At 67.2% G+C, this 14,803-nt stretch carries 16 protein-coding genes; 8 read left to right on the forward strand and 8 right to left on the reverse strand.

The window, feature by feature from the left end; all coding sequences use genetic code 11:
- The first annotated feature begins 1 nt into the window (after nt 1).
- Together FG94_RS05475 and FG94_RS05480 are read left to right on the forward strand one after the other, a co-directional pair.
- Nucleotides 2-541, forward strand: a complete 540-nt coding sequence (locus FG94_RS05475; protein WP_036208162.1) for a FixH family protein — start codon at nt 2-4, stop codon at nt 539-541.
- 17 nt (nt 542-558) lie between these two features.
- On the forward strand, nt 559-1,428 hold the full coding sequence (locus FG94_RS05480; protein ID WP_081925820.1) for a S41 family peptidase: 870 nt from the start codon (nt 559-561) through the stop codon (nt 1,426-1,428).
- Between the two features lie 34 nt (nt 1,429-1,462).
- On the opposite strand, the gene FG94_RS05485 is transcribed toward FG94_RS05480, so the two are convergent.
- The 3 genes from FG94_RS05485 to FG94_RS05495 form a co-directional block, all read right to left on the reverse strand.
- Nucleotides 1,463-1,924 (reverse strand): hypothetical protein, encoded by a 462-nt coding sequence (locus FG94_RS05485; protein WP_152570856.1) that lies wholly within the window; start codon nt 1,922-1,924, stop codon nt 1,463-1,465.
- Nucleotides 1,925-2,041: 117 nt separating this feature from the next.
- Nucleotides 2,042-2,803 carry a ThuA domain-containing protein gene (locus FG94_RS05490; protein WP_036208169.1) on the reverse strand — a complete coding sequence of 254 codons (762 nt, stop codon included), beginning with the start codon at nt 2,801-2,803 and terminating at the stop codon, nt 2,042-2,044.
- A 91-nt stretch (nt 2,804-2,894) separates the two neighbouring features.
- On the reverse strand, nt 2,895-3,302 hold the full coding sequence (locus FG94_RS05495) for a hypothetical protein (protein WP_036208172.1): 408 nt from the start codon (nt 3,300-3,302) through the stop codon (nt 2,895-2,897).
- 172 nt (nt 3,303-3,474) lie between these two features.
- On the opposite strand from FG94_RS05495, the gene FG94_RS05500 reads away from it, so the two are divergent.
- The 4 genes from FG94_RS05500 to FG94_RS05515 all read left to right on the forward strand — a co-directional run bounded on the left by FG94_RS05500 (nt 3,475) and on the right by FG94_RS05515 (nt 8,216).
- A complete protein-coding gene (locus FG94_RS05500) occupies nt 3,475-5,307 on the forward strand; it encodes a DUF885 family protein (RefSeq protein ID WP_036208175.1) in 1,833 nt (610 codons plus the stop codon).
- Nucleotides 5,308-5,314: 7 nt separating this feature from the next.
- Nucleotides 5,315-6,682: a serine hydrolase gene (locus tag FG94_RS05505; RefSeq protein WP_229445869.1), complete on the forward strand. Its 1,368-nt coding sequence runs from the start codon at nt 5,315-5,317 to the stop codon at nt 6,680-6,682.
- Between the two features lie 226 nt (nt 6,683-6,908).
- A complete protein-coding gene (locus FG94_RS05510; RefSeq protein ID WP_027863604.1) occupies nt 6,909-7,337 on the forward strand; it encodes a VOC family protein in 429 nt (142 codons plus the stop codon).
- A gap of 45 nt (nt 7,338-7,382) precedes the next feature.
- Nucleotides 7,383-8,216: a metallophosphoesterase gene (locus FG94_RS05515; protein ID WP_036208177.1), complete on the forward strand. Its 834-nt coding sequence runs from the start codon at nt 7,383-7,385 to the stop codon at nt 8,214-8,216.
- Here FG94_RS05515 and FG94_RS05520 read toward each other — a convergent pair.
- The 5 genes from FG94_RS05520 to FG94_RS27105 all read right to left on the reverse strand — a co-directional run bounded on the left by FG94_RS05520 (nt 8,213) and on the right by FG94_RS27105 (nt 12,702).
- Nucleotides 8,213-9,139 (reverse strand): DMT family transporter, encoded by a 927-nt coding sequence (locus FG94_RS05520; protein ID WP_081925821.1) that lies wholly within the window; start codon nt 9,137-9,139, stop codon nt 8,213-8,215. The two genes, FG94_RS05515 and FG94_RS05520, sit on opposite strands and share 4 nt — an antisense overlap.
- 60 nt (nt 9,140-9,199) lie before the next feature.
- Nucleotides 9,200-9,955 (reverse strand): AraC family transcriptional regulator, encoded by a 756-nt coding sequence (locus FG94_RS05525; protein ID WP_036208180.1) that lies wholly within the window; start codon nt 9,953-9,955, stop codon nt 9,200-9,202.
- Between the two features lie 10 nt (nt 9,956-9,965).
- Nucleotides 9,966-10,727: a fumarate/nitrate reduction transcriptional regulator Fnr gene (gene fnr / locus FG94_RS05530; RefSeq protein WP_027863600.1), complete on the reverse strand. Its 762-nt coding sequence runs from the start codon at nt 10,725-10,727 to the stop codon at nt 9,966-9,968.
- Between the two features lie 81 nt (nt 10,728-10,808).
- Nucleotides 10,809-12,458 (reverse strand): hypothetical protein, encoded by a 1,650-nt coding sequence (locus tag FG94_RS05535; RefSeq protein ID WP_036208183.1) that lies wholly within the window; start codon nt 12,456-12,458, stop codon nt 10,809-10,811.
- Between the two features lie 19 nt (nt 12,459-12,477).
- Nucleotides 12,478-12,702 carry a hypothetical protein gene (locus FG94_RS27105; protein ID WP_152570857.1) on the reverse strand — a complete coding sequence of 75 codons (225 nt, stop codon included), beginning with the start codon at nt 12,700-12,702 and terminating at the stop codon, nt 12,478-12,480.
- Nucleotides 12,703-12,744: 42 nt separating this feature from the next.
- Between FG94_RS27105 and FG94_RS05540 the strand changes: the two genes are divergently transcribed.
- Both FG94_RS05540 and FG94_RS05545 read left to right on the forward strand, forming a co-directional pair.
- Nucleotides 12,745-12,930, forward strand: coding sequence for a hypothetical protein (locus FG94_RS05540; RefSeq protein WP_036208186.1), 186 nt, complete (start codon nt 12,745-12,747; stop codon nt 12,928-12,930).
- A 412-nt stretch (nt 12,931-13,342) separates the two neighbouring features.
- Entirely contained in the window at nt 13,343-14,782 is a 1,440-nt protein-coding gene (locus FG94_RS05545) for a transposase (protein ID WP_229445870.1), read from the forward strand.
- The last annotated feature ends 21 nt before the right edge of the window (nt 14,783-14,803 follow it).

The raw sequence follows: 14,803 nt of genomic DNA on the forward strand, positions 1-14,803 counted from the left end.
GATGCGAGCAAATACGAGCCTGCAGCCGGCCGCCCCCTGGTACCGGCACCGCTGGCCCTGGTTCCTGATGATCGGCCCCGTGCTGGTGCTGGTCGGCGGCTTCGTCATGCTCTCGCTGGCGCTGAGCCGCCCGGACGCGATGGTGGTCGGCGACTACTACAAGCAGGGCAAGGCCATCAACCAGGAACTGAAGCGCGACCGCGCCGCCAGCCGCCTCGGGCTGCGCTTCGAGGCCGGCTACGATGCCGCGGCCGGGCGCGTCACCGGCACCCTGCTCAGCCATGGCGAGCCGGTGCGCGCACCCTTCCACATCCGCCTCGCGCATCCGACCCAGCCGGAACGCGACCGCGTCCTGGAAGCCCTGCCGGACGCCCGCGGCCGCTTCGTGGCGCAGGCGCCGGGACTGGAGGCGACCCACTGGCAGGTCGTGGTGGAAGGGAGCGCGCGCGACTGGCGCCTGGCGCGCAGCTGGAGCTGGCAGCGCGAGCCGGTGCTGGCGATCACGGCGGATGTGGAGGCGGGGAGCGGCGCCAAGCCCTGATTCGGGGTGCCTCTTCCATGACAGCTGACAGGCACTATGTCTTGCCCGACAAGGCGAAGCAGGTCGAGGCCCTCCTGCGCCAGCGCCAGCAGGAGGGCATCTACGATCGGGTAACGGACGCCGAACAGCTGGCGCAGCAGCTCACCGACGACGTCCAGCGCATCGGCCCTGACCGCCACATGATGGTCGGGTTCAGCGCCGACCCGCTCCCTCCTGACAGCAAGGGCGGGCCGCGGCCGGAGACGCAGGCGGACTGGGAGCGGCGCAACAACTTCGTGATGCGCCAGATCACCTACGTCATGGCGAACCCCGTCGACAAGGTCGAGCACCTGGACGGCAACATCGGCTACCTGAAGATCTCCGGTTTCCCGCCACCCTTCATCTCGGGCCGCAGGTTCGCCGCTGCCATGGATGAGCTTGCCGGCACCGATGGCCTGATCATGGACCTGCGCGGGCACCGCGGCGGCAATCCGGAAGGCGTGGCCTTGCTCATCAGCTATTTCGTGGACCAGCGTACCCGCCTCAACGACATCTGGGATCGCAGCACCGGCACCAGCCAGCAGCACTGGAGCGTCGACAAGCTCGATGGAAAGCGCTATGGCAGCAAGCAGCCGGTCCTGATTCTGGTCGACCCCGACACCAAGTCGGCAGGCGAAGAGTTCGTCTACACGATGCAGGCGCTCAAGCGCGGCACGGTAATCGGCGAGCATTTCCTTGCCTTCATTCCCAGCAGGCGCGCCATCAACCCGATCACCGGGTCCAACTGGGAGGGCGCGGGCGTGATTCCGGACATTGCGGCGGCGCCGGACAAGGCGCTCGGGGTGGCCGAGGACCTGCTGCGGCGCCGGCTCGAGGAGGGCGGCGCGCTGGCCGCCGCGGGGCAGTAAGCTCGCCGGCCAGCGCGCTCGGGCCCGCGGCGGATTACGCGGCCGCGACCCGGAAGGCGGTCACGACACCGGCCGCAAACGGAATGGCGCAGATCGCCGCCACGCCGATCAGCATCGGCGCAGCCCAGGAACGGCGCGCATAGCTTTCGCCGTGGTGGTCGTCGACATGCTTGATCTGCTGGTAGGCCGACCCCGCACCCCAGGCGCCGAACAATGCCAGCGAGGCCCACCAGGGCACGGAGAGATCGTCGCGGCCAAGCAGGGCGCCGGCGGCGCCGGCGGCGTAACTGGCGATGGCAATCAGGAGCATGCCGGCGAACCAGTAGCGCGCTTGCCTGGCCTTGTCCGGCTGTCCGAGCCGCTCCCAGTTGCGCATGTGGAGCCAGGCGCCGAAGGCCGGTGTGAAGACCAGGCTCCACAGTGCGGCGGCGGTCGGGTTCCATAACGCGATCGCCTGGTTATCGGTGATGGGGATGCTGTCTGCCGTTTTGTCCATGCCTGCCTCCATTGGGTTTTCATGTGGAAACAGCATAGTTGGTCATCACAGCAGCGCTCTTGACATGCGGCAGCAAGGCATCACGCCACCTGCAGCCGCTTGCGCTGCAACGACATCCTACTCGGCCTTGAAGCCGCGCCCCGTCGCCGCCCAGTAGATGCCGCCATACAGGTGGTGCAGGAACACCGGGTCGCGGTAGGTGGCCTGCATGTGCCCCAGCGCCGTGTAGAATGCGCTCCCGCCATCGTAGGCCTGGTACCAGCTGATCGGGTGGAAGGCGCCCATGCCCTTGCTCTTGCCGGTTTCGGGTTTGTAGGTGGACTCGTCGACGCTCAAGAGGTAATTCAGCTTGCCGGAAGTCGGCGGACCGAACTCATACCATTCCTCGGTGAACAGGGTGCGCGGCGCGAAGCGCTCCATGCCGGGGAAGTTGCGGTCGCGGACCTGCAGCACCGCGGTCTGCACCGCCGGGTGCACGTGGAACATGTGGCCGACCATCTTGGTGTACCACGGCCAGCCGTATTCGGTGTCCGAGGCGCTGTGCACGCCCACGAAGCCGCCGCCCTTGCGGATGTAGCGCTCGAAGGCGGCCTGCTGCTTGTCGTCGAGCACGTCGCCGGTGGTCAAGAGGAAGACGACGGCCTGGTACTTGGACAGTTCGGCGTCGTTCATCACGCGTCCCGCGTCGGCAGTCCAGAAGACCTTGAAGTCGTGCAGCCTGCCCAGTTCCTCCACGGCGCTGACGCCCGCGTGCACGGCGTCATGGTGCCAGCCTGCGGTCTTGGTGAACACGAGGACGTTGAATTGTTCGGCCTGGGCTGGCGAGGCAGCCAGCAGGGAAGCGCACAGCAATGCCGGCGCCATGAAAGAAAATTTCATTTTTGTCTCGATTATGAATTATTATTCCACCGCAACAATGGCAGTGAGCGGATGCCTGAAGGCAAGGGCAATAATAGTTCAATAATCGAACTTAATGTGCGGGGCCGAACACGCGTGGCCGGCCCGACCAGGTAAGACGGGTATGCTGGACCACTTCGCTCCAGCTGTCCCCGATCCTGGTGAACTCCACCTGGTAGGGACGCGGGCCGGCGAGTCCGCCGCGCTCGTAGCGTACCAGCACCGTATCCGGCCGCACTTCGGCCCAGACCAGCCGCGCATGGAAGGTGCCGGGCTTGCGCACGCAAGCCTCGCTGAACGGCCCGCCGACGTCGGCCATGCCATCCTCGCGGCGCACCAGCAGCTCGCGCACCGCGTCCGGCAATTCGGCCATGGTGGTCGGGTAGGTGGGTTCAGCGGCGCGGCCATCGATCCCCGCCAGCAGGAAGGCTAGGAAGGCCAGGGAGGCAAGGGAGGCTAACGGGCGTCGGAGCATGCGCATGTCGGGTCGTCGTGGATGGCTCCGGCCCAGTCTAGCAGCGTATGGACGGCCTGTCTGTACATACCACGGGCGCGTTGTTTCTTTGAGCTTTTCCATGTTAGATTCCTCCGCGGCAAGCACGGCGCCCGGCGCCGTCGACCGACACCACAACGACCAAGGATACGAGACCAAGATGCCATCCCTCCGCCAGCGCAGTTTGCGCGCCGCCATCGCCGCCCTGTTCATCCCCGCCGCCATCGCGGCGGCAAGCCTGCCGAGCGCCGCGCTGGCCGCGCCCGCGGCCAAGGCTGCCAGCGCCAAGCCGAACAAGGCCTTCGATACCTGGGCCGACAAGTTTGCCGAAGACTGGGTGCGCCTGAACCCGCAGATGGCCACGTCCACCCAGTACTTCAGCGGCGCCGCGCAGGCGAAGCTGGACCGCGAGCTGACGCCGATGACGAAAGCCCACCGCCAGAAGATGCAGGCGCTGGCCAGGACCGGCCTGGCGCGCCTGGACAAGTGGATGGCCGGCCCGCTCGACGAAAACCAGCGCATCTCGGCCGCGGTCATGCGCTGGTCGCTGCAGAACGTGATCGCCAACGAGCCCTACGAGGACCATGCCTTCGTGTTCTCGCAGTTCAGCGGCGTCCAGGTCGGCCTGGTCAACTTCATGAACACCACCCATCCGCTGCGCAACCCGCAGGACCTCGACAGCTACCTGGCGCGCCTGGAGCAGGTCGGCACCCGCATGGACGAAGCGCTGGCGCGTGCCCGCGAGGCCGCCGCCAAGTCCCTGATCCCGCCGCGCTTCATCCTCGAGCGCGCGCAATTCCAGGTCGACAGCTTCCTCAAGCCGGCGGCGAACGAGAACGTCCTGGTCACCTCGCTGGCCCAGCGCACCGAGAAGATCGAAGGCCTGAACCCGGACGTGCGCAACGCCGCACTGGCGCGCGCCGCCCGCATCGTGGACGAGCGCATCCGCCCGGCCTACAAACGGGTGCAGGAATTCATGGCCGAGATCCACCCGCGCACCGGTGACGTGGCCGGCATCTCGCGCCTGCCGAACGGCGCCGCGGCCTATGCGCGCGCGGTCGAGAACTTCACCAGCACCAAGCTGTCGCCGAACGAGATCCACGAGATCGGCCTGCGCGAAGTGGCGCGCATCGAAGGCGAGATGGATCGCCACTTGCGCTCGCTCGGCCTCCTTGAAGGCAACATCGAAACCCGCATGAAGCAGCTCGATGCGCGCTTCCAGCCGAAGGGAGAAGGCGACCCGCGCCCGGCCATCATCGCCAGCTACGGCGAGATGGTGAAGGACGCCGAGCGCCGCAGCGCCCCGCTGTTCAACCTGAAGCCGCGCGCGCCGGTCGAGGTGCGCCGCGTGCCGCCGCTGACCGAACCCTCGGCCGCCGCCCACTACACGCTGCCGGCGCCGGACGGCACCCGTCCGGGCATCTTCTGGGTGCCGCTGCGCGGGCCCAGCTTCGACATGATCCGCATGCGCAGCCTGGCCTACCACGAGGCGGTGCCGGGCCACCACTTCCAGTTGGCGATCCAGCAGGAACTGACCGGCATCCCGAAATTCCGCAGCCAGCGCATCTTCAGCGGCGGCAGCGCCCATGCCGAGGGCTGGGCGCTGTACACCGAACGCCTGGCGGTGGAGCAGGGCTGGTACGAAGGCGACGTGCCGGGCCTGCTCGGGGCGCTCGGTTCGGAGCTGTTCCGCGCCCGCCGCCTGGTGGTCGACACCGGCCTGCACTCGAAGGGCTGGACCCGCCAGCAGGCGATCGACTACGGTATCGGCGCCCAGGAAGTCGAGCGCTACGTCGTCTGGCCGGGCCAGGCGAATGCCTACATGATCGGCATGCTGCGCATCATCGAGCTGCGCGAGAAGGCGAAGAAGGAACTGGGCGACAAGTTCTCGCTCCCGGGCTTCCACGACCTGGTGCTGGGCGCGGGCTCGGTGCCGCTCGACGTGCTGGGCGAGCTGGTGGACGGCTGGATCGCCAAGCAGATGAAGGCGTGACGGGGCCGTGAAGTCGACGCTGGCCATGCTTGCGCTGTCGGCGCTGTCCTGTGCGAGCGCAGCCGCTCCCCTGTCCGCACCCCAGGCCGAGGCGCTGACGCGGCAGCTAGCGGCCATCGTCGACGACCCCGCCATCTCGCTGCCCGGCCTGGCGGTGGTGGCGGTCCGTGGCGGCGAGATCGTCTACAGCCGCCAGTTCGGCTACAAGCGCCTGGCCAGCCCTGGCCTGCCTGCGCAGCCGATGGATGCCGATACGATGTTCCGCATCGCCTCGGTGTCCAAGCTGGTGACCGCGCTGGGCGCCATGAAGCTGGTGGAGCAGGGCAGGGTGGCGCTGGACCAGGACGTCAGCGCCTGGCTCGGCTACCGGTTGCGCAATCCGCAGTTCCCGGACCAGCCGATCACCCTGCGCATGCTGCTCACGCACACCTCCTCGCTGCGCGACGAGGGCGGCTTCAAGTTCGACCCCGCGGTCGACCTGAAGGAGGTCTTGCAGCCGGGCGGACGCCTGCACGGCAAGGGCGCCATGTGGTCCAGCACCCATGCGCCGGGGCGCTTCTTCGAATACGTCAACTTCAATTCCGGCATCATCGCCACCATCATGGAGCGCGCCGGCGGCGAGCGCTTCGACCGCCTGATGCGGCGCCTGGTGTTCGATCCGATGGGTCTGAAGGCCGGCTTCTACCTGGCCGACTTCGCGCCAGCCAGGATCGAGGATGCGGCGACGCTGTACCGCCGCCGCGAGAAGGACGGCGACGAACGCTGGGACCCGCAAGGCCCGTGGATCGCGCAGTCCGACGATTTCCACGTCAAGGCGCCGCTTGCGCCCCCTAGGCTGGAGCACTACGTCGTGGGCACCAACGGCACCCTGTTCGGCCCGCAGGGCAGCCTGCGCATCTCGGCCGGCGAGTTGGCGCAGCTCATGCTGATGCTGATGAACGGGGGGTACCATCAGGGCCGGCAGATACTGAAGCCGGAAACGGTGTCCGCAATGCTGGCGCGCCAATGGACCCTGCGGCCGGGCAGCGGCAACGGCGACAGCGACAACTTCCGCGGCCTGTACCACGCCTGGGGCCTGGGCAACCAGCATTTTACGGACACCAGCATCGTAGCGGACGGCCGGGCCAGCGGCGACCGCCTGGTGGAAGGCGGCGGCTTCACCGGCGTCGGCCACCTGGGCTGGTCCTGGGGCCTGAACGCCTTGTTCGTGTTCGATCCGACAACGAAGAACGGCATGATCTACGTGGCCAGCGGCGTGGGCGACGACCCCGACCGCCACCCCGGACGCTTCTCGTCCGAGGCGCGCTTCCAGGAGCGCATCACGGACGCCCTGTACCGCGGCGCGATCGCCGCACCGAAGGAAGGAGCACCGTAGTGCCCGACTGGCTGCGCGCGCTTGCACAAGCCTTGTTCTGGGTGGTGGCCGACCGGCGTTTCGCGCATCGCTGGGAACACCCTCGCGATGTTGCGCGACACCGCAAACGGCAGGCTCCCTCCGGTCTGGGAGTAAGCGCCCGGCAATCGTTGCCACGGTTCTGCTTTCCCTCTACACTGCTCGCGCACACGCTGTCTTTCACGACCTTCTTTCGCAGGAGCGCAGCATGGAAACACAAGAAATCTACCGCGGCCGACTCATCGACCACATCCAGCTCGTGGTCAGGGACCTGCCCGCATCGCGCAGGTTCTACGGCGCCGTGTTCGAGGTGCTGGGCATTCCGCTGGGCGGCGCGGGCGACGATTATTTCTGGGCCGACGAACTCTTCATCTCCAGCCGCGACAGCGCGGCCGCCCAAGGCGTGCTCACCGGTCGCCACCACCTGGCCTTCCAGGCGCGCGACCGCAAGATGGTCAATGCCTTCTATTTCGCGGCCCTGGCCGCCGGCGGCAGGGACAACGGCCGCCCCGGCGAGCGCGCCTACCACCCGGGCTACTACGGCGCCTTCGTGCTGGACCCGGACGGCAACAACATCGAAGCCGTCTACCACGGCGAGGCCAAGCAAAGCGCGCCCTACGTGCGCGTGAGCTTCTGACACGGCGGCGCAGCCTGCGGTGGAAACCGCTATACTGCGCCGACCATGCGCATCCAGATTTTCTCCGACCTGCACCTCGAACGCTACGCCGGTTTCAATCCGCAGATCCACGCCGACACCGACGTCGTCGTGTTGGCGGGCGACATCGGCTCCTACCAGGCCGGGTCGCGCCTGACCGACGCCGATTTCGGGCTCGAACGCTTCTCGCCGCTGCGCCCCGGCGCCAATGGCGCGCGCGTCCTGTACATCCCCGGCAACCACGAATTCGATGGCCTCGACTACGACGAAGCCTACGCGCGCCTGCGCGCCAGCTGCGCGCGCCTCGGCATCGAATGGCTGGACCGCGAAACGCTCGTCATCGGGAATATCCGCTTCATCGGCACCACCCTGTGGAGCGACTTCGACGCGCTGGCGCTGCGCGAGCAGGAGCTGAGCAAGCAGCTGCAAAAACGCGAAAAGGCCTTCCGCGCCGCCAACTGGTACCTGTCGAAGAACACCACCCTGAAGAACGGCGAGAAGGTGCTGGCCGAGGGCATCCGCGAGCTGGCGCTGGACTGCCAGGACTGGCTGCGCGGGGCGCTGGCGGCGCCCTTCGAGGGCAGCACGGTGGTGGTGACCCATTTCGCGCCCAGCCTGCAAAGCGCCGATCCGCGCTACGGCCTCACGCCCGGCACCGCGGGCTTCTGCAATGCGCTCGACGGCTTGTTCCCCCAGGCCGACATCTGGATCCACGGCCACCTGCACTGCGCCAACGACTACGTGGTCAGCGGCGTCGATGCCGGCCGGCCCTGGTCCTGCCGCGTGGTGGCCAACCCGCTCGGCTACCTCAGCAAGGGCGAGCAGGAAGCCTTCCGCCCGGACCTGGTGATCGAGATTTAACTGCGGTGGGCGGCGGCGCAGGACACCACGCCAGCCAACAAGAGCACCAGCGCCGCCGCCTCCAGGCCGCTGGGCCAGCGCGCCTCCCACAGGAAGCCGTAGAGCGAGGCGAACACGGTCTCGAACACGATCATCTGGCCCATCAGCGCCATCGGCAGGGCGCGGCTGGCGTAGTTCCACAAGGCGTTGCCGATCACGGAACAGAAGATCCCGACCGCCGTCACCACCCCGATGAACTGCAGCCATTCGCTGCCCGTGTGCGCGGCGCCGCCGGGCGGGAAGGCCGGCAGCGCCAGCAGCAGGGCCTGGGCGCCGGTCATCACCCCCACCAGCTGGCTCCATTCGTTGGCCGAAATGCCCTCGAGGCGCGCCAGCCAGCGCCGGTTGACGACCGCATAGAAGGTCCACGACAGCAGCGCGCCGATCGCCGACAAGAGGCCGATGCCCGAGCCGCCGTCCAGGGAAGACAAGGAATCCCAGCTGATGCAGGCCAGGCCTGCCCCGCCCAGCAGCAGGGAGGGGACCAGGCGCCGCAAGGACACCGCGCCGTGCTCGCGCGCGCCCGCCAGGGTCACGGTGATCGGCAGCAGCCCGATCACGATCGAGGTCATGGCCACGCCACCCAATTGGACGGCCTGGGCCAGGAACAGGTAGTACACGATGTTGCCCGCCAGGCTGAGCCAGGCCAGGCCGCGCCAGTCGGCCCGGGTCAGGCGCTGCCTGAGCCGCGGCCAGGCGCGGGCGACGAGGATGGCGGCGACGATGCCGTAGGCGAGGTAGCGGCCCGCCGACAGCTGCAGGGCCGAGAAGCCCGGCACCAGTTCCGGGGCCAGGAACACCAGGCCCCAGAAGGCGCCCGCGGTGATGCCGGCGCCGATGCTGAGCTGGGTAGTGTGGGATGTAGCGTGAATCTGCGAAAGCATGGACGATCTCCTTGGGAAGGGAGATTGTCGGCCGGATACCCGCGGCGCGCTTGACCCTGGCTACTGCTGGTTTGACAGATTCTCGCGATACGCGCGCCGGTAGGCCGCGGGCGTGGTGTCCATCGCCCTGCGCATGGCACGGGTCAGCGCGCTCTGCTCGGAAAAGCCCGCTGCCAGCGCGATTTCGGCCACCGGGCGCGCCGTCGCACGCAGCCATTCGCAGGCATGGCGCAGGCGGCAGTCCAGCAGCCAGTCGTGGGGCGTGCTGTCGCGCTCTTCGCGAAACAGCGCATGCAGGCGGCTGACGCTCAGGCTGCAGGCGCGCGCCATGGCCTCGGTGGTCCACGGCAGGCCGGGTTCGGCCTCGATGCGGGCGAGCAGGGCGGCCAGGCGCGAGCTTGGCGCGGGCGCCCCCAGCACCAGGGTGTCGAGCAGCAGCGGGGTCCAGCCGGCCAGCACGGAAGGCGCGGGCGGGGCGGTGGCGGCCATGATGCCCATGAATTCGACCAGCTTGCGCGCTGCGGGACCGATGGCGCCGAAGGGCTGCTCGAGCAGGCGCTGCCAGGGTCCTTGCGCGAAGGTATCCGGTCCCAGGTCGACGATCAGCGACCGGTTGGCCACCGGGCTGCACTGCGAGTGCCAGGCGCCGGGCGCCACCACCGCCACGCGCAGCGGATCGAGCCTGGCCTGGCGGCCTTCGATTTCCAGGGCGACTTCGCCGCTCACGGGCAGCACCAGCTGGCCGAACTCGTGGCGGTCCGAGCTGCGCGCGGCGCCATAGCTGCGTAGATGCAGGTCGAGCAGGGCAGCGGCCATGGCGGTGTCGCTAGCCCATCGGGCTGCAGACGTCGGTGCCGGCCGCCAGCGCCTTGAGCTTGGCCGGGTCGAGCAGGGTGACTTCGCGCTTGTCGACCTGCAGCCAGCCCTGCTTCTTGAAGCGCGACAGCAGGCGGCTGATGCTTTCGATGGTGAGCCCGAGGTAGTTGCCGATGTCTTCGCGCGACATGCGCAGCTGGAAGCTGTGCGGCGAATAGCCGCGCGCCGCGTAGCGTGCCGACAGGTTGACCAGGAAGACGGCGAAACGCTGCTCCGCCCGCATATTGCCGAGCAGCAGCATGACGTTCTGTTCGCGCGTGATCTCCTGGCTCATGATGCGGTGGAAGTGGCGCAGCAGGGCCGGCACGTGGCCGAACAGCTCTTCCAGGCGCGAGAACGGGATCTCGCACACCTCGCTGTCCTCGAGGGCCACGGCGTCGCAGTGGTGGGTGCCGCTGATGGCGTCCATGCCCAGCAGTTCGCCGGCCATCTGGAAGCCGGTGATCTGGGCTTCGCCGGCGGCGTTGACCTGATAGGTCTTGAAATGGCCGAAGCGCACCGCGTACAGGTTCCGGAAGGGCTCGCCCATGGCGTAGAGGCGCTCGTCGCGCGCGAGCCGGCGGCGGCGGCCGATGATCTGGTCGAGGCGATTGATGTCGGCATCCTCGAGGCCCATCGGCAGGCACAGCTGGTGCATGCTGCACGCGCTGCAGCTGGCCTTGAGGGCCTGGATGACCTTCGCTTCGCCCGGGAGCGAGATGGGTTGGTTCATGGCAGGGAAACGAAAATGCGGACGCGGCCATTATAGACAAAGGCCGCGTCCGCGGGTTTCATTTCTAAAATACAAGCCCGATTACAGGTGATGCCGGTGTTCCGCCTTCATCCTGTAGTACTCCTGGCGGCCCTTGGCGCGCACGGTCGCGGCGATCTCGGCGGCTTCCTGGGCCGCCTGGTTCACGGTCGCGAAGGCGTCGGCGTTCCCCTTGAGCGCTTCCACGGCCTGCTGCGATTGCGCCGTGCCCGCCAGCGCCAGCCCGAAGGTGGCCGACACCGCCAGCTCGGCGGCCAGGGTGTCGAGGCTCGGCGCCACCACGTCCTGCAGCGCCTTGGCCGCCTGCAGCTCGGCGCTGGCCTGGGGCGCCGCCAGCGTACGCGCCAGGTCCATGTCGCCGGCGACCCGCGCCAGGAAATCGAGCGCCGCGCGGCTGCCGGAGCGGTTGGCCAGGTCGCCGAGGCGCAGCAGGGCCGTGTTCCTGGCATTGAACACGGCACGGCCGGCGCGCGCACTTTCGACGAAGTCGATCATCGGCTGGACCGCGATCTCGCTGCCGATGTAGCCGAGGGTGGCCACGATCTGGGTCAGGAACTCCTCGTGCTTCTCCGGCTCGTTCACCAGCCAGTCCAGCAGCAGGCGGGCGTCCTTCTCGCCGTACTGCGAGGCCAGCTCCCATGGCACGCCCTCGATCCAGTGCTGGGAGACGAAGTCGCGCACGTCGGCTGGCAGCGCCAGGCCGCCCGCACCGCAGGAGCAGCCGCCGGCGGCCATCACCTTGCCGCTGATGCTGAGCGGGCCCGAAAGGAAGGCCGAGGACTCGGCCGCGTTGACCACGTTGTGGTCGGCGCCGACGGACGGGTACATGACCGCGCGCGGGTCGTCGGTACGGTGGGGCAGGCCGCAGTTGTGGCCGTACTCGTGCACCCAGATCAGGCCTTCCTGGTTGGCGGTGAAGCGCACCGCGGCCACGTTGACCGAGGCGCTGCCGACCGGGGCGCAGCCGATGATGCCGTCGCCGGGCCCGCCGCACCAGCGGATGGCCTGCACGATCTTGACCCCGCTGCCGGCGGTCAGGAGGGCATTCAGGTCGCTTGAGGTCTGGATGGTGCCGGGAATGTTCGCCGGCAGCAGCCGGACAGCGCCGTTGCGCACGAAACGGACCGGGGTCGCGACATCCGGCCCGCTGTCGTCGTTCTGGAGGATCGTGCCCATGTCGGCCAGGATCCGGTCGGCCTCGGCTTCGCTCAGGGCCACGCTACTGTGGCGGTGCACCGTGACCGAGACCGTGCGCAGGCTAGGGGGCGCCGAGGGCGGGTTGACGACCAGGTAGTCGACGTAGAGCGAAATGTCGGCGCTCCACTCGATGTTGACCCAGATGTCGACGCCGTTGAAGCGCGGGGCGACGTTGTGCAGGGTGTAGCGGGCCGCGCCGATGAACTTGCCGGCGGGCGGTCCGCCCGGCACGCCTTCGCCGATGGCCACGAAGACCTGCGAGCCGGGCTGGATCAGGTCCCAGTTGAGCCGCAGCAGCCATTCGCCGCGGCGCATGCCCCAGTCGTGGCAGTAGGTAAATCCGGTCCCCTGCAGCGCGGGCTGCACGCCTTCCGTGCCGACGCTCGCTTCGGCGACGGCCCAGGGGCCTTCGGTGCTTGATGAATCCGCGCGCTCCTGCGTTCCGGGATCGAGGAGCAGTGCTGCGTCCTGGTCGAGACGATCATTTGGTGCCATGGGAATCTCCTGGTGCGCTTCAAGGGTTGATGACCAGGTAATCGGCGTAGAGCGAGATGTCGCTGCTCCACGCGATGTCGACCCAGATGTCGACGCCGTTCCAGCGTGAGGCGACGTTGTGCAGGGTGTAGCGGGCGGCGCCGATGAACTTGCCGGCGGACGGGCCGCCCGGCACGCCTTCGCCGATCGCCACCAGGACCCGGGAGGGGGCTGGATGACATCCCAGTTCAGGCGCAGCACCCACTGGCCGCGCCGCGCGCCCCAGTCGTGACGATAGGTGAAACCGGTGCCGCTCAGTTCGGGCTCGGGCTGGCCGGCCCGGGCCGGCGCGGTCCCGAACAGTTGCCGGACCGCGGCCGCATCGGCCTGCTGGCGCAGTTCGCGGAAGCTGGCCGGCATGGCCGAGGAAGTGACCAGCACCTCCGCTTCCCCGGCACGCGCCGCGATCCGCGTTGCCGCCGCGTGGTTCTGATGAGTAGTCATGACCATCTCCTTTCACATCGACGATCGATGGATGGCCCGTTCCACCGCGTGGCGAGGGCGGAGGCCGGGCCGCCGGATCGCGAGTCCGCATGCATGCTGGATACACAGGATTCCGGCTGCCGCCGGGCTCGAATCGTCAGCCAATATAGACGAGTGGATTGGGTCGGCAGGATCGATCTGATGGGTCATTAATATGGATCAGTGACCCCGAGTTTTCTGTGGAAGTGAAAGGTTTCGACGCCGAAAGCAGACCCGGTCTTGCGCATGCATAAAAAGCGACTCGCATGCCGCCGAAGCCAGGTTTTGGCGTATCAAATCGACATCGCCAAGCGTGCGCACCCCTCCCGCATGCTAGATTCTGAACACTAGAGCCTTTAAACGATGAATGTACATTGGCGGACATGGACGACATCGCGCACTTACCCTGTCTTAGCGGCTGGAACCTGCCATGGTCGGTGCGGTCGAACGAATTCTGCTCAAGCATTCCTCCAACAATGCTGCTGTCGCACCGTATTCGTATCGAAGCGACATCCGAACAGCGCGATTACTTCGCGCGGGCGGCTGGCACCGCACGCCGTGTCTGGAATTTCGCCCTGGCCGAGTGTCAGCGAATGGTTTCCTGTGGCCAGCGACCCGATGTAGTGGTTCTGAAAAAGCAGTTTAACGCGATAAAGTATACTCACTCGGACTGGCTCGACAGCGAAGGAAAACCGTGGTTGCGAACCATCCACCGTGATGCCCACGCGCAGCCTTTCGCAAACCTCGGCAGTGCGTGGGGCCGCTACTTCAGCGCCCTTAAAGCGGGCAAGCCGGCACATCCTCCTGCATTTAAGAGGAAGGGCCGTTGCCGCGACAGTTTCTACGTTGCCAACGACAGGCTACGTCTAGAGGGTAAAAGCGCGATCCTGCCGAAAGTGGGACGAGCTCTTCTCGCGGAGGCGCTACGTCTTCCTGGAAAAATCATGGGGGCGAGTGTGTCGCGCGAGGCCAACCACTGGTTTCTCGCTGTACAGGTCGATGTATTCGATGACGCTGCCCTGCTTCCTCGGAGTGCTGATAGCATCGTTGGCGTCGACTTAGGAATAACAGTCGCCGCGACCTTGAGTAGCGGTGAGAAGCTTGCTGCCCCACTACCCTTAAGCGCGGAGCTGCGGCGCATGCGCATCCGCAGTCGGCGTCAGTCTCGCAAACTGCAAGCTGCCAAGGCCGGGGCAGAGATAGCAGGCGAGATTCCGAAAGGCACCCGGCTTACCTTCTCTCAGAATCGAAAAAAAGGGGCGCATGCGCTGGCGTGCCTTCATACGCGTATCGCCCGCGTGCGCAGCGATTTCCTCCATAAGCTGACGACTCGCCTGTGCCGCGAAAACCAAGCGGTGGCAATCGAAGACTTATGCGTAAAGGGAATGATGGCTAACAGCCGGATGGCGCGAGCTATTTCCGACATCGGTTTCTACGAGTTCCGGCGCCAGTTGCAGTACAAGGCGCTGCGTTATGGCACAACGATCGTGGTGGCCGATCGCTGGTATCCGTCGAGTAAGCTGTGCTCGCATTGCGGGGCAAAGAATTCTTTGCTGGGTCTGGGAGAACTGAGTTGGACCTGTATTTGTGGTGCTTACCACGACCGTGACGTCAACGCGGCCGTCAACTTACACCGGCTCGCCACCGGCGCCCTTGCGGCGGCAATGGCGCTACCCGTGGCGAGTCAGGCGGTGACGCCGGGCACTGCTGCCGGAAGGCTTCCGGCGGAAGGCGGGAAAGTGACGCCTGTTAGAAACGAATACGGTCGGCAAGACGGTTCGGGGCAGGAAGAGGACGGTGCAAACGTTTGCACACCTTCTTGATAGCAGTACGACGAGCAAAAG

Source organism: Massilia sp. LC238 (assembly GCF_000735635.1).
GTDB classification, from domain to species: Bacteria; Pseudomonadota; Gammaproteobacteria; order Burkholderiales; family Burkholderiaceae_D; genus Telluria; species Telluria varians.